Consider the following 25336-nt stretch of genomic DNA (forward strand, 5'->3'; position numbering starts at 1 on the left):
CCATCCTCCTCTTATTTGATTGCCGCCTTCATATTAAACTGATGATAGTGTTGCAATGAGTGAACCTCATAGTCAGGAACTTCTGGTTCTAACTGCGCAAGAGCAAGTTGATCGATGTGGGTAAAGCACGGTATACCATATTTCGTAGCTAACGCCCGAACCTGATATCCTAGTCTCATTTTGTCTCGACCTTTTGTAGGTGTACAATATACCATCTTTATGAAACCTTGATCTATTAACGTTTCTATCTCACTAACTTCCCTTGTTACTCGCTGGACCGGCAACCCCAATCCTTCAATGTAATCCGCTGTACCAGGTGTGCCATATAACGTTACTCCTCTTTCCACCAATGTAGTCAGGGAATGTAAACGATCTGTTCGATCATTAGAGCTGAATGAGCAAAGGAGACCTCCTTCAGTCGGTAACGACGTAGAAATGGCCTTCCTCATCGCTTCCACTTCTGTATAAGCTAAGCCTAAGTTTTCTCCGGTAGATTTCATTTCAGGGCCTAAGAAATGGTCAACTCCACCTAACTTTCCATTTGAAAAGGCCGGAGCTTTAACTGAGAAGAAGTTAGGTTCGTCTAACAACCCTAATTCATGGTGTAGGTCACTTAGCGGAGTTCCAAGTTGTACCTGAACCGCCCATTCAATGACTGGCCTGCCTGTAACTTTGCTTAAGATCGGCACTGTTCTGGATGCACGAGGGTTTACCTCAAGAGCATAGACAGTCCCATTCTGTATAACGAACTGGATATTTATGATCCCTACAATGCCTTGGTCCTTCGAGATCTTCTCTGTGATTTCAACCATTTGCTTTTTTTCTTCATGAGTCACTGATATGGGCGGAAGTATGGTGGTACTATCACCAGAATGAACACCTGCCCGTTCTATGTGTTCAAAAATCCCTGGAATAATGACGTTTTCGCCATCACAAACCGCATCGAGTTCACACTCTTTGCCGTCTTTATATTCATCTAAAATCATCGGCCAGACTCGATCAGAGGAAACCTGCAGCTGTTCAGTATAAGAAGCTAGATCTTCTTCAGATCTTAAAATATGCATGGATTCCCCACCAATGACATAAGAGGGTCTTACAATCAACGGGTAGGAGAGATTCGTAGTTATGCGTTTCATTTCTTCAATACTATAGGCAAATGCTCCTTCTATAGCCGGGAGCCCTAATTTCTTAAGCGTTTGATAAAATAAGTTTCGATCCTCCATGCTAGCGATTGTAGCGACGCTTGTTCCAGCTATCTTTACTCCATATTTATTTAGCTCATTTGCTAGATTGATGGCTGTCTGCCCTCCAAATTGAATAAACACCTGACTTACTTTCTCTTTCTCAATGACAGACAGAACGTCTTCCACAGCAAGAGGCTCAAAGTACAAACGATCTGCAATTGAATAATCCGTACTTACGGTTTCTGGGTTATTGTTCATGACAATAGTTTTCACACCATTTGCTCTTAAAGCTTGTGTAGCATGGACAGAGCAGTAATCAAATTCGATTCCCTGTCCAATGCGAATCGGCCCAGATCCAAGCACAAGCACTTTCTCCTCTTTTTCATACGGAACTTCGTCGCTCCCTGTCCAAGTAGAATAATAGTACGGAGTAACCGCTTCAAATTCTCCAGCGCAGGTGTCCACTTGTTTATAACCTGGATACACACCAGCCATTTTCCTCATATACCTAAATTCTTCGAGAGTCATATGCAAACAAGTAGAAACCCATTGATCACTAATGTTCGCACGCTTTAATTCCCAAAGTTGAGCTACAGATAAAACACTTGATCCTTTAACACTGTTTTCAAGCCTTACAATGGTTTCGATCTTTTGTAGGAACCAGGGATCAATATGACTTATCTCATGCAAAAACTCTATCGTATACCCTCTGTTAATGGCTTCAGCTATTAAAAACAAACGTTCGTCTGTTGGATGAGCGATTAACTGTTGGAGTTGGTCATTTAAAAGGTGATGATAATTTTCTGATGTTAAGCTAAACTGGTTTACCTCAAGGGATCGAATCGCCTTATTACATGCTCCTTCAAACGTTCGATCCATTGCCATCACTTCACCAGTTGCCTTCATTTGTGTGTTCAACGAACGTTCTCCATTCGTGAACTTATCAAAGGGAAATCGAGGCATTTTGACAACGATATAATCAAGAGCTGGTTCAAATGCAGCAAACGTCTGTTCTGTAATTGGATTCTCGATTTCATCCAGGTTATAGCCAATGGCACACTTTGTTGCAATTCGAGCAATCGGAAATCCAGTCGCTTTAGATGCTAGTGCAGAAGACCGACTGACCCGAGGATTCACTTCGATTACTTTATATTCATCAGAATAAGGATCTAGCCCAAATTGAATGTTGCACCCGCCTACAATATTTAAAGAACGTATGACTTTAATCGAAGCATCTCTCAACTTCTGATATTGACGGTCTGACAACGTTTGAGAGGGAGCCACTACTATGGAATCTCCTGTATGAACCCCGACGGGATCAAGATTCTCCATATTACAGACAATCGTACATGTGTCATTCGCATCTCGTATAACTTCGTATTCTACCTCTTTCCACCCAAGAATACTTTCTTCAAGCAGCACTTGATTGATCGGACTTGCGTTTAGTCCAGACCTTACAACGTTTGCTAGCTCTTCTTCATTATGGGCAATCCCACCCCCTTCCCCTCCTAATGTATAAGCAGGTCGAATAATGAGCGGGAAACCGATAGCTTTTGCAAATTCAAAAGCTTCTTCAAGCTTATGGATCCGAGTTGATTGAGGGATAGGCTCCTCAATTTCAAGCATAAGATCTCGAAACAAATCCCTGTCTTCTCCTCTCTTGATGTTTGCTACAGAAGTACCTAACACTTCTACGGAATAACGATCTAATACTCCTTCTTCTTTTAAATTAATTAGTAGATTTAAAGCCGTTTGTCCACCGAGGGTCGGTAAGATTCCATCTGGTGCTTCTTTCTCTATGATCTTTGTAACAGTATGAACATCCATCGGTTCGATATAGACTTCATCCGCCATTATAGGGTCCGTCATAATGGTTGCAGGGTTATTATTCACTAATATAACCTTAATCCCCTCTTCTTTAAGTGCAAGGCAAGCTTGTGTACCTGAATAATCAAATTCTGCCGCCTGCCCAATCTTTATAGGACCTGATCCAAGTACAAGTACTGTTTTCAAATCTTCACGAAGCGGCATGTGCATTCTCCTTTACCAACTGAATAAACTCTTTGAGGATGAAGCTCGTATCAGAAGGGCCAGCATGAGCTTCTGGGTGAAACTGAACCCCAAGGACCGGTAATCCTTTATGTACCATCCCTTCCACAGTGCGATCATTTACATTTAAATGGGTCACTGTAAATGACGTGTGAACTAAACTGCTTTCCATCACTTCATATCCATGGTTCTGAGAAGTTATATAGACTTTATTTGTCATTAAATCTTTTACCGGATGATTCCCACCTCTATGTCCGTAATGAAGTTTAGTTGTAGAAGCTCCATGCGCCAGAGCTAAAAGTTGATGCCCTAAACAAATACCAAGGCATGGATAATTCTCACTTAGTTTCTTAATTGTTGGATAATAGGACGATAATTCTTCCGGATTACCTGGGCCATTGCTAAAAAGGATCCCATCAGGATTTAATGAAGATATCCATTCGTAAGACGATGAATAAGGAACAATAGTAACCCTACACCCTTCTGCTTGGAGACTAGTTCGAATCGATTTCTTATATCCGTAGTCCACAATCACTATATGAGGAGATCCTCCCTCAAAATAGACTGAACTCTTAACAGAAACCTCTTTAACTAGAGAGTGTTGCTTATGTGTAAAGAATGGATTAGTCACCTGCTCATGGATAGAAGAAACAATTTTCCCTCTCATTGTACCTTCTTTTCGAATGATCTTAACAAGCGCACGTGTATCAATATTCACCAATCCACTAATGTTGTACTGATTCAAATAATCTACAAGAGAACTTTGAGATTCATAGTGACTCGGGATGTCGCACGCCTCTCCAAACACAGCTCCAGATAGTGCGTGAATTTCACTTTCACCGTCAACGTCATTCATTCCATAGTTGCCTATAAGAGGATAGCAAAAGACAATAATTTGATCTGCATAAGAAGGATCAGTAAGAATTTCTTGGTAACCTGTCATGCTCGTATTAAATACAACTTCACCTGTCATGTCTTGTGTATTTCCCACTCTAACTCCTTCAAAGAAAACCCCGTTCTCTAAGAGCAAATAGCCTTTCTCATTCATACGCCGCCTCCTTCAACTCTTATTTCAAGACTCTCAATATACATGTTTTTGTATAAAAACAATACTTAATTGCTTTATTACGAATTATTATACATAATGATAAATTAATATACAATAATTTTCAGATTTTTTAATAACTTTTTTCATATCGATTGTTATGTTTTTCCCTATTAACAAATTGAAAGGCCTTCTTTAGGGCTATCCAAAGAAGCATAAATAAGCTAGTGAAAAAGTTAAAAAAAGAGCACGTTCTAGATGTCAGAACGTGCTCTTTCTATTTAATTTCCTGTAGTCGTCATCGTTGCAACACCAGTGATAATCGGAAAAGCCATTAATAATGGAAGACAAACCATGAAGAGCATACGTAGCTTTTCTTTTGCTTGTTTATCTGCGTCCCCCATAAGAGTGAGGTAAGTTTTGAACACATGGCCTCCATTAATCACTGTAATAATCGCCACTAGGATGAGCGGCGTTACCGGATTAATGGTCGATTGATCAAGATTGATAAAACCAAGGACTACTAATACGATCGGAATCACTTCAACTAAGGCAACACCTATAAATAATTTCGTTTGAATGGATTGTAGGTTACCAGGCGTTTGAGCTACATCATTAAGGGCTTTTCTTGATATAAAACTAATCCCTCCGGTAGCAATTAATACGGCAATCACAAAGAAATAAATTGGATCCATCCTTATAACTCCTTTCTACTAAAATATATGTATATGCTTTTCCATTATACAAGATCGTTCCTATGTTATTAACTGGAAATTAGAGTGAGAAAGACAAAGGAACCCCCGCGTAACTCTTATCAATCAAAAAGTTAACAAATTTGTCACTGTTCTAGACAGTTCCTTAGTGAATCTTTCTTTTATTTTCGCTATACTCGAAAATGAACGATTTATCTAAGAGAGGTTGAGAGTCTTGCAAATTGAGAAAAATTTCAACTATGTACCGTGGGTTGTAGGTCTATCCATTGCCATTAACGCCATTGTCGTAGCCCTTTTATTTATACCGAAAATCGATAGCGGATCAAGCTTTGATATTACCATATTGCCACTTATAAATGCTGTCTTAAACTCATTTACAACGGTCTTCTTATTCGCTGCTTTATTTATGATTATCCGCAAAAATGTAAAATGGCATAAACGCTTTATTTTTGCTGCCTTTACATCAACAGCTCTGTTCCTAGTTTCGTACCTCACCTATCACTCTATGGCGAGCTCTACATCTTTTGGGGGAGATGGATTCATTCAGTACGTTTACTACTTTATCCTTATTACTCATATTGTTTTGGCAGCCGCCATCGTGCCACTGGCCTTGCTCACACTTTTCCGTGGACTTGCCATGAAAGTTGACAAGCACCGTAAAATTGCACGTTGGACAATGCCTTTGTGGCTATATGTTAGTATTACCGGCGTAGTGGTGTACTTAATGATATCACCTTATTATTAGGCAATGTCATATAATCCTCCTTATTCACAACAAACGAAGTAGAGATATTTTAGCTGAAAGGGGCCGTTACGCTTATAAGTGCTTGGGATTGCTCGGGGACAACTCGCTTTCCTGCGGGGAACTGGGAAGCCTCCTCATTCGCTACGCTCACTGCGGGGTCTTCCCTAAGCTCCTTTTCCCGCGGGAGTCTCGCAGTCCCCGAGCAATCCCTGGCTATGAAGAGGTGAACGGGCCCGCAGATCGTACCAGGAGGTCTAAAATCACCCTATATGACATGTTTTCGTTCACCCTTATATGGCAAAGGTGGGCCTGGAAGACGGCTTGCCGTCTGAGGAGATTCACCAGCTACCCACAGGAAAGCGAGTGGTTTCCAGGCCCGCCTTACGCTGAACTAACGCGAACGAAAGCACTCTCTCAGCTTTGAGTCTTCAACGATGCTGGAACAAACATTGTCTAGACAATAACAACATTAAACGTTACCAGAGCCTAAAAAAGTCAGCTTCCTAAAAGGAAGCTGACTTTTTTATGATTATTTCTTGTGTGCCTTTGGCCCGTGAAGCATTCGATTTATACGGTGGGTGCTGTATTGTTCTTTCAGCGCCAAACGATGGAGTTCTCGTTTTAATTTTTCATAGTTCTTTAGACGTCCTTCATCGAGCTCTCCTATTTCAATGGCATGTTTGACAGCACATCCGGGTTCGCTGTGGTGCTTACAATCGCGAAACTTACACTGAGAACTGAGCTGTTCAATGTCAGAGAATGTCTTCCCTACAGTATCTTCATTACCCCAGAGTTGCAATTCTCGCATACCAGGTGTGTCTATTACAGTCGTCCCATTTGGGAGAGTAAATAGTTCTCGGTGCGTTGTCGTATGACGCCCTCGATCATCATCAAAACGAACTTCTTGGGTGATCTGTTTTTCCTCGCCCATTAACCTGTTTATTAGCGTCGATTTCCCTACACCTGATGAACCAATTAGAGAAATTGTCTCTTCCTTCTTCAACTCATTCTTCAATTCTTGAATACCTTCTCCAGTAAGATTACTTACCGCATAAACCAGAACACCAGGCGCAGCAAGTCTAAGTTCTTCCAATCGAAGGTCGATATCTTCACACAAATCTTGTTTCGTACAAATGATTGCAGGTACGGCTCCACTCTCATACACTTGTAGCACATATCGTTCAATTCGATTGATATTAAATTCGTTCGTCAAAGCTGTCACGATAAAAACTTTATCAATGTTTGCTGCAATAATCTGTTCTCCATGTGTTTCTCCAGCTCTTTTTCGCGATAACAAAGTGCGTCTTGTTAGCACACGTTGAATAAGACCTTTCTCCCCATTATCGTATGGAACAAACACGACCCAATCTCCAACTGCCGGAAGTTCTCTTGGGCCTTGTGCCATATGATACAGACCTCCTGAAAGACGGCCTTCAAGAATTCTTTGCTCCGCGAACAACGTGTAGTGTCCATGCGTTGCTTTAGCAACACGCCCCACTCTTTCATCTTGCTTTAACTCACATGAAACTTCATTCATAATTCCGGTCATTTCATTCCTCCATTAGTTTGGAGGACGCGATCAGAGTTGATGGGCCCTCCATTGATGATTTTGTAATGATTGGTTAGATTTAAGTTGTACATTTGCCATAACACATCAACTCCTCGCATTTTAGTTCCTTTCATTATATCAGAACATTTAAATAAATCTATAATAACTTCCAAAATCTGTTGCTTAATTATATACATACTACTCTCAACGTTCTACTATATACCTCGAAAAAAGACTACTCTCAACTTTATTAAGAAGCTAAGAATAGTCTTTTCTCACGACAATTTAGTTAGTAAGCTGAATCTAATAGCCACAGCACCTCTTTAAAAAGAGCTTATTCGTTCGCTATTTTCCAATATTCATAAGCATGAACAGCATTACCATGATAGCTTGAGTTATCTTTGAAATGACTTTTCGTTTCATCTAACTCTTCTTCCATAACCTGTTTCCCCTCTTCGTAGAAGGAAATGTGTTTATGTTCCTCCATCTGTTTCATTTCTACAGATACGAGAAGTTCCTTGCCTAGCTCTTTTGCAAACTCCATTTCAGTCTTCGATACATCAATAATTCCATTCGAACCTTCAGCTGAATCCCTGAAAGCCATAAGAGTCGTGTGATCTAATTTACTGATGACCCACTTACTGAAGGAAATGTCATCTTCACCCGGTATTTTGTGATTGTCTAGCCATATTGCTAAATCTGCACTTGTTTCTAAATCGGATTCCCTCTTCACTTTGTCATTAAAGGATTGTATATTCTTTTTCCAAGTTGTTAACACATCCTCAGAATTTCCGTCCCAATGCTTTAAGACATATGGTTCAATATCAAGGTGAATGCCATCAAATTGTTGTCTTGGAGGAACAACTTTTTGATAACTGGTAACATAGTCAATAAACATATTAAGACGCTCTTGCCCTTCTTTAAGAGCCCAATTTGGGTGACCTCCCATAGCATGTACCTCTATACCAGCTTCATGAGCTTTCTCCACGAATTCATTGTAAACGGTGTAGTCTTGTGTACGATCTAAACGAGTATAAAGCAAGTTAATATCATGTTCTTTTGCAAACTTTAGGATTTCATCCGGTTCCTCTATAACATTTTCAGCATGCCATATGTATGTTCCACGAATATCCTCATTATCAACTGGTTCAAAATTAGGATCTTCTTTAGCATCAGACAAATAGTTTTTAAACTGATTATCCATTGTACGTGCTAAAAAGATTGAGAATTGTGCACGAGTCGTTGGGGCGTTAGGACGGAACGTATTGTCAGGAAAGCCTACCGAAATTCGATTAGAAACAACTTCACTAACATACTTACGGTTCCCACTCACATCATTAAATTCTTTAGAAATCGGTTCATTCTCTAGATTATAGGCTCTTGTTAATACAGCAGCCATTTCAATTCGTTTTATGTTCCGGTCCGGTTGAAATTCATTCGAATCAGTACCTTGAATGATGCCTTCATCCACTAATGCAGCTACATACTTATAATGAGGATGTTCTGTTGTAATGTCATCAAAATTAGGGTTTGGGCGATTCTCGGTCGATAAGCCCAATTCTCTCGTCAACATGATTGCTGCTTCCATACGAGAGACGTTGTCCCCTGGACGGAACGTTCCATCCTGATACCCTTTAATAATTCCTTGATCCTCTAAATACTGAATTTCCTCATTCCCTGTAACTTCTTCATTAACATCCGGAAATTTTGTTTCACCATGAGCAATCGGTGCACTCCAAGCTGATACGGCAAATAAGCTTGTTAAAAGACTTGCTGTCACTTTCTTCGTAAATCCACTCACTTGTGTTCCTCCTCTTAAATCTTTAAGAGCGGCCTTTCATCGATATTGCACAATGACTCCACCCATTTTAGAATCTTCGAATAATTCATCTATTATAATGGGGGTGAAAAGGGATCCATCTTCACATAAGATGGAAAACATAAAAAAGGCCCCCTTAAATGGAGGAACTTGGAACAGGGAGGGAGACAATTATCTTAAATAATGTCGTCTATAAAACAAAAGACCCTCCTCAACTTCACGACAAGCGAGAGAATAGCCCTTCTTTAGTACCGATTATCACTACTTTACTTATTCAATCAACAAACTCTCTTTTAGCGGCCTCTTCCAAACTTTCTCCTTCTTCGACTCCCCCACCAGGAAGCTGCGTTACTTTCATTTGAACAGGTGCTCTAAGTTGATTAATAAGAATAAAGGAATGTCCTGAGTGAGCGAGTACGACCACTGATTCTTCACGATTTTGTTCTTTCATTAATTGTTCACACCAATCTATTTGAGACTAAAAGATAGTCAACCTCCTGATCATACAAGAAGAGCCGCTTCCCTACTATAGATGCGGCTCTTCTTGTCGATCATTATTTGTTATGTGTCTCTTCTGTACCCCAATCATATCCAGACCTCTTCCAATTAACAAGGAATAAAGCTGGTGCAACTATCATCAATATAGCAATTAAAAGCTGCATCATAAGCCCCTTTCAATATGAAACCTCATATTATTTTCTAATTATTACTATTATTTCAAAAGGATCTCTCTTAATCAACCATTTTATCCCATTCTAACGTAAACCATTACATCTTTACTTAGCGTCTCTTAAGTTATGTATTAGCTTATTTAAATCTTTTCCATTTTTGACAAAGACCACTTTATCCAAATCCACTCCCGATTCATATAAAAACGTGAATCTCTGACCACTCTCAAACGTTTTATTCCACTTAAACATGTTACGTAAAATTTGTAGAGTGGGTCTATAATGAACCTCCTCTAGTTTTAGCTTCTGTTTTAGAAAGCGAGATAAAAGCCGGCTTCTTCTCTGATGATAGTGTAGATCAAGAAAAAGGATCACATCTGCTTCTCTAAAACTATTTCTCATCCATGGACCTACATGCACCCCCTCTATAATCCAAGTATCAGACCCTATAATCTCTTGAACAATCTCCTCTCGCTCTATCTCAGAACGCCTAACATCTTCAGATGGCTCTCGATCCCAAACCATATTATCTAGTTCATAATAAGGAATCTCTAAGGAGTCAGATAATTTCTTAGCAAGCGTTGTTTTCCCACTTGCCACTGACCCAAAAATATGAATTTTTCTACAGCATTGCATACTCATGACATGTCCCCTTCCCTACAACAAATTCCTAAAAAGAATCTCAATATTATAAATGGTAATTACACCAAGAGCGAGGTAGACGATCGTAATCACATATTCTTTTGACCCTTTCAAGAACATCCATTGTATGATGGCTTGAAAACCGAATTGAGCCACATAACCCCCCAACAGGTACCACTTCATTCCTGGCGCATCAGAAAAAATGGCATAACTTAATACACTAATTACGATTAAAACGAGCATACCTCTTCCCCATCGGTCGATGTGCTTTCCTTTTGTGTCTGTTACGTATCTACGTTCAATATTAAACTTTTTTCTAATGACAGTTTCTAAGCTTAACAACAGGATTAATAAGATAACTAAAGCTCCGTATATCAATATACTACCCCCTTACCACTTTATTATAAAGAATATTCACACTACTCGGTAGTATGTCCATTAGTCCTTCCATGTTAGTCGCTTCGTTTTCACCCTTATTACGGAACACTCGTTTCGTTAAAATAATAAATTTGAACATTGTAAGAACATTCCTGAAAAAGACTGTTTTTTCAAATTCCCCGGAGTATAATAAAAGTGTAGAAAGATTGTGAAACAATGAGCATGATTTTAAAATCCCATTACTTCCCCTTAGAGGAGGAAAAGAAGATGAAAACACTCGATATGACGACAAGCAGTCCACCTTGGAACGGTTTTAAAGAAGGTAAATGGCAAACCACTATTGATGTCAGAGATTTTATCTTACAAAATTACTCGCTTTATGAAGGAGATGAGGCCTTCCTAGAAGGACCTACCTCAAATACGCAAGCGCTATGGGAACAAGTGATGAAACTGACGAAAGAGGAACGAGATTCGGGTGGTGTCCTTGACTTAGACACACGAACCGTCTCAACGATTACTTCACATGGTCCGGGTTATTTAAATGAAGAACTCGAAAAGGTCGTTGGCTTCCAAACTGATAAACCTTTTAAGCGCTCTCTCCAACCTTTTGGTGGAATTCGTATGGCAGCTGCATCTGCTGAATCATATGGGTATAAATTAGACGAAGAGGTAGAGAAGATCTTCTCTGAGTACCGAAAGACCCATAATCAGGGTGTATTTGATGCCTATACTCCCGAGATGAAACTAGCTCGAAAAGCCGGCATTATCACCGGCCTACCTGATGCGTATGGGCGCGGTCGCATCATTGGAGATTATCGCAGAGTCGCTCTCTACGGAGTAGATCGTCTCATTGAAGAGAAACAGAAGGATAAAGTCTTCTTTAGCAAGGCTGCTATGACTGAAGAGATCATTCGAGAAAGAGAAGAAATTTCAGAACAACTAAGGGCTCTCCAAGAGCTGAAAGAATTAGGAAAAATTTATGGGTATGATATCTCTAAACCAGCTAACACGGCTCAGGAAGCATTCCAGTGGCTCTACCTTGGTTACCTTGCTGCCATTAAAGAACAAAACGGTGCGGCTATGAGCCTTGGGCGTGTCTCTACTTTCCTTGATATTTATATCGATCGGGATATTAAGTCAGGAAGACTTACAGAAAAGGCTGCTCAAGAGCTTGTCGATCATTTCGTTATGAAGCTTCGTCTCGTTAAATTTGCTCGTACCCCGGAATACAATAGTCTCTTTAGTGGAGATCCAACTTGGGTTACTGAGTCCATTGGGGGTATGACTGAAGACGGTCGTCCTTTAGTAACAAAGAGTTCGTATCGGTTCTTGCACACGCTCGATAACCTCGACCCTGCACCGGAACCAAACTTAACGATCCTTTGGTCAGTAAACCTCCCTTCTGCATTTAAGAGATACTGTTCAAAGATGTCTATTAAAACAAGTTCTATTCAATATGAGAATGATGACATCATGCGTGAGTATTACGGAGACGACTACGGCATTGCTTGTTGTGTTTCAGCTATGGCAATCGGAAAACAGATGCAGTTCTTCGGAGCCCGGGCTAACCTTGCAAAAGCTCTTCTCTACACGATTAACGGGGGAATAGACGAAATTTTGAAAGTTCAAGTAGGACCAGCACATTCTCCAGTGACTTCGGAATATCTAGACTATACAGAAGTAATGGAGAAATACGATCACACACTTGAATGGCTTGCAGAACTTTACGTCAATACACTAAATATCATTCATTACATGCATGATAAGTATAGTTACGAGCGTATTGAAATGGCTCTACACGATAAGGATATATTTCGCACGATGGCTTGCGGCATTGCCGGATTATCAGTTGTAGCTGATTCTCTTAGTGCCATCCGCTATGCCAAAGTAAAAACAATAAGAGATACAAATGGTTTAGTCATAGATTACGAGGTTGAGGGAGATTACCCGAAATATGGCAATAACGATGAACGAGTCGATCAGATCGCGGTGGATCTTGTGAAACGGTTTATGAACAAGATTAGAAAACATGAAACGTACAGAGCTTCCACGCCGACTCAATCAATTTTAACGATTACATCTAATGTCGTATACGGCAAGTTAACAGGTAATACACCAGATGGACGAAGAGCTGGAGAACCTTTTGCTCCAGGAGCTAATCCGCTTCACGGCAGAGACACAAAAGGCTCACTCGCCTCTTTAAGCTCCGTTGCCAAACTACCATATGACGAAGCGCTTGATGGCATTTCAAATACATTTTCGATTGTTCCGCGAGCACTTGGTAAAGAGGAAGAAACCCGTTACGCCAATCTCGTTGGACTTCTTGATGGTTATATGATTAAGAAAGGTCACCACCTTAACGTAAATGTATTTGATAGAGAGACACTACTAGATGCTATGAATCATCCAGAGCAGTACCCTCAGCTAACCGTAAGAGTGTCCGGTTATGCCGTTAACTTCATTAAGCTTACACGCGAGCAACAAATAGATATCATAAACCGCACGTTCCATGAAAGTTTGTAAATCCATTGTTTGAAAAGGGGAGAAACAAAAGATGTGTACAAATCACGATACAATGAAAGCAGCTGTTGTTCATCAATTTAAAGAAAACCTTGAAGTCCAATCCGTCCCTAAACCGCACGCAGGAAACGGCCAGGTCCTTGTTCACATTAAAGCAAGTGGTGTTTGTCATACCGACTGTATTAGTAAACAATTAATTAGGAGGTGACCTTCATGAAAGGACGTATCCATTCTATAGAAACGTGCGGTGCAGTTGATGGTCCAGGTATTCGTTATGTGCTATTCATGCAAGGTTGCCTGCTTCGTTGTCAGTTCTGCCACAATGCTGATACGTGGACATTGAACGGAGGAATTCAAAAATCCGTAGAAGAGATTGCGGCAGAGGTGAAAGACTTTCTCCCCTTTTTTCAAGCATCAAACGGAGGAGTTACGGTTAGCGGCGGTGAACCACTCCTCCAGATCGATTTCTTAATCGAGTTATTTAAAGCATTTAAGTCGATTGGTGTCCACACCACCCTTGATACATCAGGAGGTTGCTTTAATAGATCTCCTTACTTTCTGAAAAAACTAGATAAGTTGTTAGAGATGACGGACCTTGTCCTACTTGACTTAAAACAAATCAAACCTGACAAGCACAAAGAACTAACAGGAATGACGAACACACATATTTTACGATTTGCTACTTACCTATCTGACAAGAATGTTCCTATATGGGTGCGCCACGTGCTAGTACCTACAAGGAATGATAATCAAGAGGATTTAAATGAGTTATCTCGCTTTATTGGTACCCTTTCTAACGTTCGAAAAATCGAAGTTCTTCCCTATCACAAACTCGGTGTATATAAATGGGAGAACTTAGGTATCCCTTATCCACTAGAAGGTGTAGAGCCACCTTCTAAAGAACAAGTAAAGGAGGCAACACGTATTCTTCACAATCCAACAACTATACAAGTTTAATTAAAGAACACCGAATACGTTAGAATTCGGTGTTCTTTAGTGTACCTTTCCTATCTATTTATCTTTTTAGTTCACTGACTAATCAAACCACTTCTCCCAACACTAACACCATACTTACTGCAAATAGTAAAAGAAATACTCCCATAATGACTAAGCCTGGTGTAACCTTTAAACGGTCACCCATTCTCATCTTCAGTTTAGGAAGCGGTTGATGGGATGTGCGCCCTGTCGGAATCCATGGTGCTTTCTGATAGTCCGTTTGGAAATGATTTTGTAATCCTCTTGCTAATAAGACAAATGAACTTGTTGCCAGGACAAGTGCTACTAGTGGAACCATCAATATAAAGTGGTTTCCAAAAATATGGCCTCGTGATTGCCCAATTAATCCTGCCCACTCGTTTGTCATAGATAAATAGATACTTGGCATGGTTTGCTTAATGGTCCCCCCCATAAATAAGTGGAAAATTCCAAGCTGCCCCATGACCGTCATTACGAATACAATTTCCATCACAAACATTATCAGAAGCCCTTCTTTTAGCTGAGGAAAGATATGCTTCCATATAAGCCTGTTACGGCGAGCGCCAAGAGTTCTGGCTACTTCAACGTATTCTTTCTTCACAATTTCTTTTGTTTGTTTACGTACCGATGCAATTGTACTTGGCAAACTCAACACTGTCATCACAAAGATAAACACGTATATTAGCTCAATAGACTTAAGATTTGGATTGATGGTAATAGGTTGAAGAACAAAATATAAAATTAAAAACACCGGGATGTAACTAACGGAGTTTTCGACGGCTTTCCAAAAGGACCATTCTGATTTAAAAGACCCGGCATAAAGGCCAATCACACTACCTAGCACCATCTTAAGTAATGCTGTTGCAATTGCAATTCCTATTGTATATTTTGCCCCGTATAAAAGCTTTGTTAAGAGGTCGTACCCATACTTATCCGTTCCAAGTGGATAGTCAGGGACCGTAAATGCTTGCACAGGCGGTGCTACCACAATCCCTTTTCCGTCTACGATTTGATATTCTACTTCTACTTTATGATCTAAAGGGTGTAAAGCTAGATTTGGACCTGCTATAGCAATAAAGATAAACCCTAACACAAGGAAGAAGCCTATATACAATGGTAAATTCATTTGACGAATTCTATTCATAGATTAAACCTTTTCTGAATAAGAAGAGAATAAATTTCATAATTAGAAACACACATAAAGCAATAATGAGTAAGGCACATAACCCAAGTAACGTTGCCGGAAAATCCTTCACAGCAAATATGTAATGGGTCAATCCGATTACATTTAATAGATATTCTACGATAAATAGATTTCCAATCGTAAGGGATAGTCCCTTCGTCAATTCAGCATGTATAAATGGTTGCATATTTCGATACACATACTGCAAGTTAATCGTAGTGATATCCAATCCTTTCGAAACCGCTGTTCGAACATAATCTTCTCCACTTAATTGCAGAAAGCGAACATGTATAAGCTTCAAGAAATAAAGGGCGGGTGCAATCGATAACACTATTACAGGGAACCAAAAATGAGCTGTATTTTTATCGGGCATAAAACTCATCACACGAATGCCCGTCCATTGATAGATTTGAACACCAAGGACAACTGAAAAGATAATAATGATAAAATCAGGTATAATGGCAATCACTTCAATGAGCCCACGAAATAGACGAAATACTTTAAAACGAGCAACAAATAATCCTAGCACTAGTGCAAACGTTAATCCTAATAGCATAGCTACTAGTAAGAGGATAAACGTTCTGACCATGCGTTCTATAAATGCAGCGTCTATACGATTTAGCCAATCTATAGAAGGAATACTTTGCAACAGTTCAATCATCATTCCATACTCAATTTTTACACCTTCGAATGAATTTATAATTACAAATGGTGCAGAAGAAACAAACAACAAAATAAGAATCATTACCCCACCTTGTATGATCGAGTTTTTCATACTCCACCTCCCATACATATATTGCCATAATATTGTCATAATTGTAATAGTTTTCAGTAAAAAAAGAATAACCTAAGCGTCCAAATACGACACTCAGGTTATTAAAGTGGTTACTTTTACTGAATCATAATCATTCGTACTTTATCCCTTATTGATCTATCTATCGTTACAAGATGGCATACCAGGTACAGAGCCGCTTGTTGGAGATAATCGCTTTTGACGACATTGTTCTTCAAGTGCTGAATTTAATAGATTCATGATAACCCTTGATTCAGGTGTCTGAAACGCTTCGTTCGCTAAGTTCTCTTCTTCAAGAGGATCTAGAGTAAGGTTATAAAGCTCAAATTGATCAGGGACAGGCTCTTCCTTTGTTTCCGTAATACACAGACCTATCTTGTCGTCGCACTCTTTATAGCTTTCTCCTCGTTGTAGAACGGTCTGATCATCAATACCTGGATTACTCCAAAATTGTGGGTTATCAAAATATCTCGAAAACTTCCATACTTCCTCTGTCCGGTCTTTCCCGGTTAACAATGTTGTAATAATGGCTTCTATATGATTCGGTTGCACGACTGACTCATAAGACTTACCTGACACACTTACTTGATTCAACCCTCTAGTGAAATCGTCATCTGTCATAAAATAAATCGGTTCATTTGCACGGAAAAAATGCGTCTTCCCTTTCAATAATGGTGATAAATCACGCCCTACTAGTGGGTGCACTTCAGTATGACTTTTTGCTAATTCGTTCTGTATCTGTGACGGGTCTACACCAGCCAGCCCCAACATCGTTGGTAATACATCGACATGACTGGTAATCATGTCTGTACATTCTCTCCCCGAAAAAAGTTTAGGATTATGAATAATCAAGGGAACATGTATGGATTCTTCATACGTGTTATACCATTTCTGATAGAGTTCGCCATGCGCTCCTAACAATTCTCCATGATCCGATAAAAACAAGACTATCGTATCTTCATAGAAGCAAGACTGCTGAAGCGTCTTAAATACTTTTAGCATATCTTCATCGACCTTTTTTTGGAGGGAATAATAAAGTTGACGATAAAACAAATTGTCCCTTATTGGCTGCAAGGCAAGTGGGTAGGTACGCTTGTAGCTCTCTTGAGCATCAGGCTTCGTTGAAAGAGACTCATTACTCGTCGGGGCTTTAGGGATATGGGGAACAGATGGATCAATCGGAAAATTAAAAAGGGGACTAAGCTCTGTTAACTCTCCAAAAACTGCTATATCATGAGGATTTACGAAAGAACACATGATAAGCCAAGGGGAGAGATCCTCATCTGCTTCAAGAGAGTGAATTAATTGGGCGGTCTCATCTGCATAAATCTGGTCTCTCCCAGCAATTCCAATAGCTGCCGAAGAACCTGTATTACGCGGAGAACTGCCATGAGGTTCAGGACCCACCCATCCTGAAAAACCGTACTGATCTAAACGGTCTCCAAGAAGGTACTTATTTACGTTAGCCGGTATTGGCACCCCGGTTTGAGAGTAGCTTGGATATGCATTTTTCGTACCCGGAATGAGAATATCTTCTTCAGAAGCGTGCCATTTCCCTTTCCAAAATGTCCGATAACCTGCAGACCTGAAGTAATGGCCAAACGTTGGAACCGCGTTTGGATCAAGCCAAAACATATCCGGATCATAAGCACCCTTAGCTGCCCCACTCGTTTGTGTTACCCCATGCAAAGATGGATACTGTCCTGTATATAGAGTGGCCCGACTAGGTGAACAAGCTGTACTTCCAGCATAATGGCGTTGAAATTCCACCCCATTTTCCTTCAGGAGTTCTTGGGTAACAAGATATTCCTTTCGCCATTTCTTAATCTCAGCAGTCTCATAAACGGATGGGTACCGCTCCTGATCCACCATTAATATAAGAAAATTAGGCTTTTTTTGGCGCTGTTTTGATCCCTTCTCGAATTGACTCATCAGTTCTCCCCCTTACTGTTATGAAAATGACTCAACCTAATTATGTATACGTAACTGTATTCAAGTCTATTCAGTTAAAAGGGATCTTGCTGAGTTGATAATCTCTAAGCCAAAAAAAGAGAGAAGAACACACCGGCTCTTCTCTCATCACTTTCCTTTTCTATTCTTCTTCTGGTACCAATACAATTTTTCCAACTTTCCCAGATTGTTTAAAATATGTTTGAGCTTCTTTCGCTTCACTGAGTGAGAACGTTCGATCAAGCACTGGTTTAATTTTCCCTTCAGAGATCGCTTGAAGCATTCGCTTAAATTCTTCCCGCGTCCCTAATACGGATCCATAGAATGTAAGATGCTTTAAGTATAATGTTCTAAGATCAAGTTCAGTCTTCTGTCCGCCCGCGGAACCTGACGTACAAAACTTCCCGCCTTTTTTTAATACATGAAGAGAAGTATTAAATAATGGATCCCCAACTACATCAAGAACGGAGTCAATAGGACCACCATTTGCCTCTAGTATTTCCTCAGCTAAATTGTCTGACTTATACGAAACGACATGTGTTGCACCAAGTTCTTTCATCTTACCTTCAAGAGCCAAGTCTCCAACAACAGCGATTACCTTTGCTCCAAATACGCGAGCAGCTATTTGCACGTTTAGTGAGCCAACTCCACCGTTTGCCCCTGTCACCAAAACGGTCTCTGATGCGTTAGGCTGAATTTGCTCGACCATATGCCAAGCTGTCATTCCACTTACCGAAAAGACAGCACTCTCGACGTAATTCGTGAGGGGCATGTTGTAACACAAATCTGCTGGCCAAACAACATACTCAGCGTAACCACCATCATATTCTGATCCGATAAACGACATATCTTCTGAAATATGCTCAGACCCTTCTTCTCCACTTGAAGTGAACGGGAAAAGAACAACAGATTTCCCCATCATTGAATCACTTACCTCTTCTCCAACTTCCACAATCTCTCCCGTAATATCTGAACCTGGCGTACGTGGAAATTGCACCCCTTCTGGACGCCATCCGGATTTCGACCCAGTGCCATATGCTCCTTCTCTCATCCATATTTCTGTATTGTTAATTCCGCAAGCCATCACTTTAACGAGAACTTCACCAGATTTAGGGGTAGGTCTCTCAACTTCTCGAACCTCTAGTTTGTCTACTTCTCCGTATCCTGTTACTTGAACTGCTTTCATTAAAATCCTCCTGTTGATGCTTATTATGTATGTTTAGATTCCTATTTGTTGAGCTTAATTATTCATTATATCATAAAAAAAGAAGCTCCCCAATTGGAGAGCTTCTTTCCATTTCGTTCAATTACTTTTGAACGTTAGCAGCCTGTGGGCCACGGTCGCCTTCAACAACTTCGAAAGAAACTGCTTGGCCTTCTTCTAGAGTTTTGAAACCTTCTTCTTGGATAGCAGAGAAGTGAACGAATACATCGTCTTGACCTTCTACTTCAATAAATCCGAATCCTTTTTCTGCGTTGAACCATTTTACTGTACCTTGTAACATGTTTGTTGCCTCCTGCGTGGATCCAGTCCACATTGTATTACTATTATTGCTCTCTAAATTCATTCCAGACTAAAGTACTTTCTTCCGAGTAACTTTTTCTTTCATTATAAATCCGAACAAGAATAAGTAATTACTACTTTAACAGTGAGGGCTCATTTCGTCAACTAGATGCTTAAAAAAATTTATTTTTCTACTCCTTCCTCTAAGCCAAAATAGTGTTTTGAAACTAAAAAAACAGCCTCACTTTGTTAATACGCTCCAATTTGATCAGCCTTTATTCCTAAAACATTTTTCTAACATAATATATTCATATAAAACTAGTTTCAAATGAAAGAGTGAGTGGAAGATACATATTGTTAACTGATCAATAAGTGAAGGAGGTGAATCAGAAGTGAGTGACATTACAGTAGGATTAGTCCCTGCTCCAGAATTGCCTGAAAAGATGGCCCAAAAGTTAACTCAAATCCTACCCGGATTGCTAGTGGATCAGATCGATTCTTCTGTAGAGTGGGGAGTTGATGTAATCATTGACCCTATAACCGGAGCAGCTGAAACCGCTGATGAAATTATAGAGGAAACCGAAATTCGTAAACAAAAGAACAAATGGGATTATGCGATTTGCCTTACAGACTTACCGATTTATGAAAACGGTAATATTGTGCTAGCTGACATTAATAAAGGGCGTGGCATTTCACAAATATCCTTACCTGCCTTCGGCTCTGTTCCTATGAAAAAACGGCTTAAGGAAGTAGTTCTTGAAGCAATTAGTGAACTTCATTATTATCATAACAATACTTCTGAAGAACATCAGAGAAAAAAGAGAATTCCAAAACTTTTCTCTCCAATTCGCAAAATAGTGCCAGATGATGACGAAGACAACCTGCGCTATATTGTCATCCCTAAACTAAACGGAAGAGTACGTGTATTGATGGGAATGGTCTACGCGAATCGTCCATGGACAATCTTCCCTTCATTTAAAAGTGTTGTAGCTGTAGCTTTTGCGACAGGTACATACGGTTTAATCTTCCCAACTCTATGGCAACTTAGTGCAGCTTTTCAATCCATTCGTTTTATTGGTCTAATGCTGACAGCTTTATCAAGTATGATTATATGGATCATTTTAGCTCATAATTTATGGGAAAAACCTTCTCATCGTAGCAAATATAATTTAAGAAGACTTTATAACATCGTCACCGTTATAACTCTGAGCTTAGCTGTATTACTGTATTATGTAATGCTTCTCATCCTATTCTTCTTAGCCGTACGAGTCTTCGTACCTGCTGAATTATTTGCAGCAGAAGCTGGTTTAGAGGGTGAAGCAGGAATGATTGATTACATCAAACTTTCTTGGCTTGCCACTTCTGTAGCAACTCTAGCTGGTGCAATTGGAGCTGGTCTTGAGAATGATGAACTCGTTCGAAACATTACCTATGGATACAGACAGAAACGTCGGTATAAAGAAATACAAAACGATTCTAGTGACAATAGAGAAGCACACGAAACACAAGATGCGTAAGGCAGAAGCTAGTAAGCTTCTGCCCCTTTTTTGTAATACGTAAATGCCCAATTACTCTTTCAGCACCATTTGTTACTTGTGTTAAGATAAGTATTTATCTATTGTTACATAAAATCAAAGAAATACCTCGTAACATGAAAGAATACAGGGGCTGTATACGTTAAACTATCAATTCTGCTTAAATACTTACCTTGAAGGGTTTCAAATTTCTCCTTATCTCCTATAAGCAAATCTCGCTTCAGTACAGATACAGTCAAACTACCAAAATATCCGGTTATGCTAATTAGCACCCCAGACAAAACACCGTATTCAATACCAAAAGGAGTAAAATAGGGATAGAGTACATAAGAAACAATAGTTGTTGTGAGGAAGGCACCAATAAAACCTTCCCAAGATATATTAGGGTTAGACGTTGGCACAACTTTATGACGTCCAAAGTAAAGTGAAATAATAGAATGAACGACATCATTTACCTGCGTTAGAACAATTAGATACAGTACAAGATTCGGACCATACTCTGGCGATGCCGATGAATAAAATGCTAAGTGACTCAAACCAAAAACCATGAGCATCATACCCCATTGCGTAAAACTCACAGAACGCAAGAAACCTAATGTCCCTTTTCCAATAATTCGGGGGACAGGTAAGAATAAGAATACATAAATGGGAATGAAGACGATAAACATTCCATACCATCCTATATAAATCCAAAGAAATTGAAGCGGAATCATAAGATAAGACCATAAAAATAGCCGCCTATCTGATTTCCTTGTTTTCATCATGGAAAAGTATTCTTTCAAAGAGTAAAAGCAAAGGATCATTATGGAAAACAAAGAGACAATAGGGTTAAATAAAGTTGCAAAGCAGAAGATCACAAACATCCCCCACCATGTCTTCACACGAAACAAAATACCCGTAAAGTCTTTATCAGGCTGCTTCTTCTTAAAACCATAAAGAGCTAGGGTTGCTGTGCATAAACCGATAAAAACTACAGATAGGGTCACAATTTTTTCTATCATAGAATCCTCCCCTCCAAACACACAAACTACATCTATTTTAAACAATTTCTTATATAATGAAAATAAAGGAAATTCTAAGAAAGGGGAATCATACAGTGAATCACTTAAACTATGTATATATTATGCTATCTGATACAGGAACCCTCTTCACTTCGCTTATAAAGAAGTATACGAAAGCACCCTACAATCATGCTTCTCTTTCTTTTGACCCGCATTTAAAGGATATGTACAGTTTCGGCCGAAAGAACCCAAATAACCCCCTTAACGGAGGCTTTGTAAAAGAAGATATTGAGAACGGAACATTTAGCAAGTATCGTAATACCATGTGTGTAATTTATCGCCTTAAAGTTACTGACAGGGAAAAAGAAAAAATGAAAAGGATTCTTGAGGTTTTTCAGAGGAATAACCACAAATTCTTATATAATATCCTTGGGCTTGTTGGCGTGTCTATGAAAGAACCTGTGGAATTCAGCAATTCATATTTTTGCTCTCAGTTCGTCGCAGAAATACTGAACCGCTCTGGTATTCAACTATGGGATAAACTCCCTGCTCTTGTTACACCCGATGACTTCAGAGAGAACGATCGACTAGAACTCGTTTATGAAGGGCGATTGATTGATTACATATAATATCGATTACGGACTTCTATAAAATAGGCTCTGTTAAAGTTTAATGTTATTATTCTTTATAATAAGCTAGTTCAAGAATAGGGCAGGATTGTTGAAGACTCGAAGCTGAGACACTGCGTCGTGTATGTGGCCGTTACGCTTTTAAGTGCTAGGGCAGGCTAGGGGACAACTCGCTTTCCTGCGGGGAGCTGGGAAGCCTCCTCAATCGCTACGCGCTTTCCGGGGTCTCCCCTAAGCTCCCTACCCCGCGGGAGTCTCGCAGTCCCCTAGCCTGCCCTAACGTTTATGGGATGAACGGCCACTCATCAAGATCGCATTAAAGCCCCCACCTAACATATTCGGCTCGCTCCCGTCTCTCCCCATTTGGCAAAGGTGGGCCTGGAAATTGCGAGACTCCTGCGGGAGAAAGAGCTAGACGAGATCCCACAGAGAGCGAAGCGAACGAGGAAGCTCGACAGCTCACCCGCGGAAAGCGAGTGATTTCCAGGCCCACCTTACGCTCCATAAAAGTTGACGGGAGCGTTTCTCTATTCATAGCAAGACGAGATCCTTTTGAATTCAAGTCTTCCGTATAAGGGGGCTTATATGTAGCAAAATCAACACTAAACATTAACAGAGCCATAAAATTAAAAGACACACCTTTAAACAAAGGTGCGCCATACAAGTCTATTACTCTTTATCAAGCATAAGTGGATGAGATAGAACGTCGTACCCTTTATCTTTTAAGGTCATTTCATTCCCATCGCTAAAGACTTGCTCGAAAAAGCGGTTTGCGGGTTCTGCGAGTTCTTTGTAATAGTCACTAAAGAGGGAACCTGCGTAACTCCCATACCATTTCTCAGGTAAGAGCTCTTCTGGTAAGCCTGGGTCTATGAATAAGAATTTCCTATATTCGTGAACGAGTTTGGTTCGTTCTACAAAGCATTCTGCATCGCTCATGGCGCCACTTTTTATCTTGTTCTTATCAATGATAAATTTCTGACTGTAATGGGCAATAAATGCATTGTACTTCTCATTAATCTCGCCAATATCCCAACTATTCTCTACTAACCTCTGATTGTCATGAGGGCCATCGTAAGATGCTATGAAAAAGTCTACATATTCTTCAATCTCATACTTCTCAATGAGGGAATAAACTTTTTCTTCAAGCTGGTTGGGCGATATCCAAAGGCTGTTGGTCATCGTACCAAATCCGCTCCATACAAGCTCTTTCCGAAGTTCATCACGTAAGTTACGCTTTTCTTCTGGAATCGTGTAAAAAAGCATACGCCATTTCCCATCCCATGTTTCTGGATTTAATTTAAAAATACGATTCCCTGCTTCTTCCATCCGCTTTAAGCCTATGTCAGTTAGTGAATAGTAGCTTTTATTCCCTTGCTTCTGGGCCTTAAGCCACCCTTGCTTGCTCATACGAGAAATGGCTGCACGAACAGCCTGCTCATTATGACCAAACTCTTTCAGCAACCGAATCAAGCTCCCAATCCAGATTTTATTGCCGTAATGTCGTATATAATCCCCATAAAGGGTAAAAATCATTGATCTAGTATTCATCCCCGTAACATCCTTTATCTCTTTTTTCATCGTATTCAGAAAACTATTACGATTATATCATGAATATGGGAAAAGGCACATGAATTGAGGACGATCGACTCTTAAGATCTTTCACACTTAGTTACCTGTAAACTGAGGAGCACGTTTTTCTCCGAAAGCTTCTAAAGCTTCCACTCGATCTTTAGTCGGGATAGTAATCTCATAGGCTTTCGATTCAATCGCTAGCCCTGTACAAAGATCAACCTCAGCTCCTTTACTTATAGCATGTTTGGCTTGTTGTACAGCTACTGGTCCGTTGGCAAGCATGGATGATGCTAATTCCTTACATCGGTTTAACAAATTCTCACGCTCTACTACTTCCATAAGCAGTCCATACTTATACGCTTCCTCTGATGTGATCTTCTTAGCTGTTAAGATTAACTCTTTCGCTCTCATATCCCCAATTAAACGCGGGAGACGCTGGGTACCCCCGGCCCCTGGGATAATGCCCCAACTCGTTTCAGTAAGACCCATCTTCGTATCCGCAACAGCATAACGGAAGTCGCAAGCGAGCATAAGCTCAAAACCTCCGCCAAATGCATATCCATTCACAGCAGCAATGGTCGGTTGAGGTAGCTCAGCTACAGCTTGAAATACATCACCTATCTTTTTTACATTCCTCCGTACTTCTGCCTCTGTTAACGTCTTCCTTTCTTTCAAGTCAGCGCCAGCACTGAACGCTTTCTCACCTGCTCCTGTAAAGATCACACAACGCACATTAGGATGTACATGTAATCGTTCTACAACATCCCCAAGTTCTTGCAACATGGCAAAGTTAAAACAATTTAACGCTTCCGGTCTTGATAACGTTACATAAGCAATGTGATTGTTTATTTCCCAATGAATGCCTTCCATTATATATCC

The 25336-nt window shown here is 40.0% G+C and carries 23 protein-coding genes; 6 read left to right on the forward strand and 17 right to left on the reverse strand.

Going from position 1 to position 25336, the window contains the following annotated elements; all coding sequences use genetic code 11:
* Window positions 1-11 precede the first annotated feature (11 nt).
* The 3 genes from carB to ACYX4O_RS13345 all read right to left on the reverse strand — a co-directional run bounded on the left by carB (window position 12) and on the right by ACYX4O_RS13345 (window position 4973).
* The gene (gene carB, locus ACYX4O_RS13335; protein WP_476351558.1) at window positions 12-3215 is read right to left on the reverse strand and encodes a carbamoyl-phosphate synthase (glutamine-hydrolyzing) large subunit; all 3204 of its coding nucleotides are present in this window, start codon (window positions 3213-3215) and stop codon (window positions 12-14) included.
* Window positions 3202-4281 (reverse strand): carbamoyl phosphate synthase small subunit, encoded by a 1080-nt coding sequence (locus tag ACYX4O_RS13340; protein ID WP_476351559.1) that lies wholly within the window; start codon window positions 4279-4281, stop codon window positions 3202-3204. The genes carB and ACYX4O_RS13340 overlap by 14 nt, the downstream gene beginning before the upstream one ends.
* Window positions 4282-4559: 278 nt before the next feature.
* Entirely contained in the window at window positions 4560-4973 is a 414-nt protein-coding gene (locus ACYX4O_RS13345; protein ID WP_476351560.1) for a hypothetical protein, read from the reverse strand.
* A 232-nt stretch (window positions 4974-5205) separates the two neighbouring features.
* On the opposite strand from ACYX4O_RS13345, the gene ACYX4O_RS13350 reads away from it, so the two are divergent.
* Window positions 5206-5736, forward strand: coding sequence for a DUF420 domain-containing protein (locus ACYX4O_RS13350; RefSeq protein WP_476351561.1), 531 nt, complete (start codon window positions 5206-5208; stop codon window positions 5734-5736).
* A gap of 529 nt (window positions 5737-6265) precedes the next feature.
* On the opposite strand, the gene rsgA is transcribed toward ACYX4O_RS13350, so the two are convergent.
* From rsgA to ACYX4O_RS13380, 6 genes are all read right to left on the reverse strand, one after another.
* Entirely contained in the window at window positions 6266-7285 is a 1020-nt protein-coding gene (rsgA, locus tag ACYX4O_RS13355; RefSeq protein WP_476351562.1) for a ribosome small subunit-dependent GTPase A, read from the reverse strand.
* Window positions 7282-7419: a hypothetical protein gene (locus tag ACYX4O_RS13360; protein WP_476351563.1), complete on the reverse strand. Its 138-nt coding sequence runs from the start codon at window positions 7417-7419 to the stop codon at window positions 7282-7284. Before ACYX4O_RS13360 ends, rsgA begins: the two co-directional genes overlap by 4 nt.
* 200 nt (window positions 7420-7619) lie before the next feature.
* Window positions 7620-9086: an S-layer homology domain-containing protein gene (locus ACYX4O_RS13365; RefSeq protein WP_476351564.1), complete on the reverse strand. Its 1467-nt coding sequence runs from the start codon at window positions 9084-9086 to the stop codon at window positions 7620-7622.
* A gap of 292 nt (window positions 9087-9378) precedes the next feature.
* A complete protein-coding gene (locus ACYX4O_RS13370; protein WP_476351565.1) occupies window positions 9379-9555 on the reverse strand; it encodes an NUDIX domain-containing protein in 177 nt (58 codons plus the stop codon).
* 325 nt (window positions 9556-9880) lie between these two features.
* Window positions 9881-10414, reverse strand: coding sequence for a P-loop NTPase family protein (locus ACYX4O_RS13375; protein ID WP_476351566.1), 534 nt, complete (start codon window positions 10412-10414; stop codon window positions 9881-9883).
* A gap of 15 nt (window positions 10415-10429) precedes the next feature.
* Window positions 10430-10792 carry a DUF4181 domain-containing protein gene (locus tag ACYX4O_RS13380; protein ID WP_476351567.1) on the reverse strand — a complete coding sequence of 121 codons (363 nt, stop codon included), beginning with the start codon at window positions 10790-10792 and terminating at the stop codon, window positions 10430-10432.
* 267 nt (window positions 10793-11059) lie between these two features.
* On the opposite strand from ACYX4O_RS13380, the gene pflB reads away from it, so the two are divergent.
* The 3 genes from pflB to pflA are packed head-to-tail and all read left to right on the forward strand — an operon-like array spanning window position 11060 to window position 14269.
* Window positions 11060-13315 carry a formate C-acetyltransferase gene (pflB, locus tag ACYX4O_RS13385; RefSeq protein ID WP_476351568.1) on the forward strand — a complete coding sequence of 752 codons (2256 nt, stop codon included), beginning with the start codon at window positions 11060-11062 and terminating at the stop codon, window positions 13313-13315.
* Between the two features lie 31 nt (window positions 13316-13346).
* On the forward strand, window positions 13347-13520 hold the full coding sequence (locus tag ACYX4O_RS13390; protein WP_476351569.1) for a hypothetical protein: 174 nt from the start codon (window positions 13347-13349) through the stop codon (window positions 13518-13520).
* A gap of 5 nt (window positions 13521-13525) precedes the next feature.
* Window positions 13526-14269: a pyruvate formate-lyase-activating protein gene (pflA, locus tag ACYX4O_RS13395; protein WP_476351570.1), complete on the forward strand. Its 744-nt coding sequence runs from the start codon at window positions 13526-13528 to the stop codon at window positions 14267-14269.
* An 82-nt stretch (window positions 14270-14351) separates the two neighbouring features.
* On the opposite strand, the gene ACYX4O_RS13400 is transcribed toward pflA, so the two are convergent.
* The 5 genes from ACYX4O_RS13400 to ACYX4O_RS13420 all read right to left on the reverse strand — a co-directional run bounded on the left by ACYX4O_RS13400 (window position 14352) and on the right by ACYX4O_RS13420 (window position 19718).
* Window positions 14352-15431: an ABC transporter permease gene (locus ACYX4O_RS13400; RefSeq protein ID WP_476351571.1), complete on the reverse strand. Its 1080-nt coding sequence runs from the start codon at window positions 15429-15431 to the stop codon at window positions 14352-14354.
* Window positions 15424-16245 carry an ABC transporter permease subunit gene (locus tag ACYX4O_RS13405; protein WP_476351572.1) on the reverse strand — a complete coding sequence of 274 codons (822 nt, stop codon included), beginning with the start codon at window positions 16243-16245 and terminating at the stop codon, window positions 15424-15426. The genes ACYX4O_RS13400 and ACYX4O_RS13405 overlap by 8 nt, the downstream gene beginning before the upstream one ends.
* Before the next feature lie 156 nt (window positions 16246-16401).
* Window positions 16402-18195, reverse strand: coding sequence for a sulfatase family protein (locus ACYX4O_RS13410; RefSeq protein ID WP_476351573.1), 1794 nt, complete (start codon window positions 18193-18195; stop codon window positions 16402-16404).
* 160 nt (window positions 18196-18355) lie between these two features.
* Window positions 18356-19399 carry a zinc-binding dehydrogenase gene (locus tag ACYX4O_RS13415; RefSeq protein WP_476351574.1) on the reverse strand — a complete coding sequence of 348 codons (1044 nt, stop codon included), beginning with the start codon at window positions 19397-19399 and terminating at the stop codon, window positions 18356-18358.
* A gap of 121 nt (window positions 19400-19520) precedes the next feature.
* Entirely contained in the window at window positions 19521-19718 is a 198-nt protein-coding gene (locus tag ACYX4O_RS13420; protein WP_036781972.1) for a cold-shock protein, read from the reverse strand.
* 391 nt (window positions 19719-20109) lie between these two features.
* Here ACYX4O_RS13420 and ACYX4O_RS13425 point away from each other — a divergent pair, with 391 nt between their 5' ends.
* On the forward strand, window positions 20110-21234 hold the full coding sequence (locus ACYX4O_RS13425) for a 5,10-methylene-tetrahydrofolate dehydrogenase (protein WP_476351575.1): 1125 nt from the start codon (window positions 20110-20112) through the stop codon (window positions 21232-21234).
* Window positions 21235-21338: 104 nt separating this feature from the next.
* On the opposite strand, the gene ACYX4O_RS13430 is transcribed toward ACYX4O_RS13425, so the two are convergent.
* Window positions 21339-22253, reverse strand: a complete 915-nt coding sequence (locus ACYX4O_RS13430; protein ID WP_476351576.1) for a phosphatidate cytidylyltransferase — start codon at window positions 22251-22253, stop codon at window positions 21339-21341.
* A gap of 122 nt (window positions 22254-22375) precedes the next feature.
* Between ACYX4O_RS13430 and ACYX4O_RS13435 the strand changes: the two genes are divergently transcribed.
* On the forward strand, window positions 22376-22882 hold the full coding sequence (locus ACYX4O_RS13435) for a hypothetical protein (protein WP_476357133.1): 507 nt from the start codon (window positions 22376-22378) through the stop codon (window positions 22880-22882).
* A gap of 669 nt (window positions 22883-23551) precedes the next feature.
* Here the strand turns inward: ACYX4O_RS13435 and paaX are convergent.
* Together paaX and ACYX4O_RS13445 are read right to left on the reverse strand one after the other, a co-directional pair.
* Entirely contained in the window at window positions 23552-24433 is an 882-nt protein-coding gene (paaX, locus tag ACYX4O_RS13440; protein ID WP_476351577.1) for a phenylacetic acid degradation operon negative regulatory protein PaaX, read from the reverse strand.
* A gap of 117 nt (window positions 24434-24550) precedes the next feature.
* Window positions 24551-25327, reverse strand: a complete 777-nt coding sequence (locus tag ACYX4O_RS13445) for an enoyl-CoA hydratase-related protein (RefSeq protein WP_476351578.1) — start codon at window positions 25325-25327, stop codon at window positions 24551-24553.
* Window positions 25328-25336 lie beyond the last annotated feature (9 nt).

It is taken from the genome of Pontibacillus sp. ABV4_188 (assembly GCF_056311905.1).

Excerpts from the sequence above, each read along its gene's own strand:
- ACYX4O_RS13345 (WP_476351560.1), bottom strand. The coding sequence starts at position 4,973 with ATGGATCCAATTTATTTCTTTGTGATTGCCGTATTAATTGCTACCGGA.
- ACYX4O_RS13430 (WP_476351576.1), bottom strand. The coding sequence starts at position 22,253 with ATGATAGAAAAAATTGTGACCCTATCTGTAGTTTTTATCGGTTTATGC.
- pflB (WP_476351568.1), top strand. The coding sequence starts at position 11,060 with ATGAAAACACTCGATATGACGACAAGCAGTCCACCTTGGAACGGTTTT.
- pflA (WP_476351570.1), top strand. The coding sequence starts at position 13,526 with ATGAAAGGACGTATCCATTCTATAGAAACGTGCGGTGCAGTTGATGGT.
- ACYX4O_RS13435 (WP_476357133.1), top strand. The coding sequence starts at position 22,376 with ATGCTATCTGATACAGGAACCCTCTTCACTTCGCTTATAAAGAAGTAT.
- ACYX4O_RS13375 (WP_476351566.1), bottom strand. The coding sequence starts at position 10,414 with ATGAGTATGCAATGCTGTAGAAAAATTCATATTTTTGGGTCAGTGGCA.
- ACYX4O_RS13405 (WP_476351572.1), bottom strand. The coding sequence starts at position 16,245 with ATGAAAAACTCGATCATACAAGGTGGGGTAATGATTCTTATTTTGTTG.
- ACYX4O_RS13360 (WP_476351563.1), bottom strand. The coding sequence starts at position 7,419 with ATGAAAGGAACTAAAATGCGAGGAGTTGATGTGTTATGGCAAATGTAC.
- rsgA (WP_476351562.1), bottom strand. The coding sequence starts at position 7,285 with ATGACCGGAATTATGAATGAAGTTTCATGTGAGTTAAAGCAAGATGAA.
- ACYX4O_RS13445 (WP_476351578.1), bottom strand. The coding sequence starts at position 25,327 with ATGGAAGGCATTCATTGGGAAATAAACAATCACATTGCTTATGTAACG.
- ACYX4O_RS13410 (WP_476351573.1), bottom strand. The coding sequence starts at position 18,195 with ATGAGTCAATTCGAGAAGGGATCAAAACAGCGCCAAAAAAAGCCTAAT.
- paaX (WP_476351577.1), bottom strand. The coding sequence starts at position 24,433 with ATGAATACTAGATCAATGATTTTTACCCTTTATGGGGATTATATACGA.
- ACYX4O_RS13340 (WP_476351559.1), bottom strand. The coding sequence starts at position 4,281 with ATGAATGAGAAAGGCTATTTGCTCTTAGAGAACGGGGTTTTCTTTGAA.
- carB (WP_476351558.1), bottom strand. The coding sequence starts at position 3,215 with ATGCCGCTTCGTGAAGATTTGAAAACAGTACTTGTACTTGGATCAGGT.
- ACYX4O_RS13420 (WP_036781972.1), bottom strand. The coding sequence starts at position 19,718 with ATGTTACAAGGTACAGTAAAATGGTTCAACGCAGAAAAAGGATTCGGA.
- ACYX4O_RS13415 (WP_476351574.1), bottom strand. The coding sequence starts at position 19,399 with ATGAAAGCAGTTCAAGTAACAGGATACGGAGAAGTAGACAAACTAGAG.
- ACYX4O_RS13370 (WP_476351565.1), bottom strand. The coding sequence starts at position 9,555 with ATGAAAGAACAAAATCGTGAAGAATCAGTGGTCGTACTCGCTCACTCA.
- ACYX4O_RS13390 (WP_476351569.1), top strand. The coding sequence starts at position 13,347 with ATGTGTACAAATCACGATACAATGAAAGCAGCTGTTGTTCATCAATTT.
- ACYX4O_RS13400 (WP_476351571.1), bottom strand. The coding sequence starts at position 15,431 with ATGAATAGAATTCGTCAAATGAATTTACCATTGTATATAGGCTTCTTC.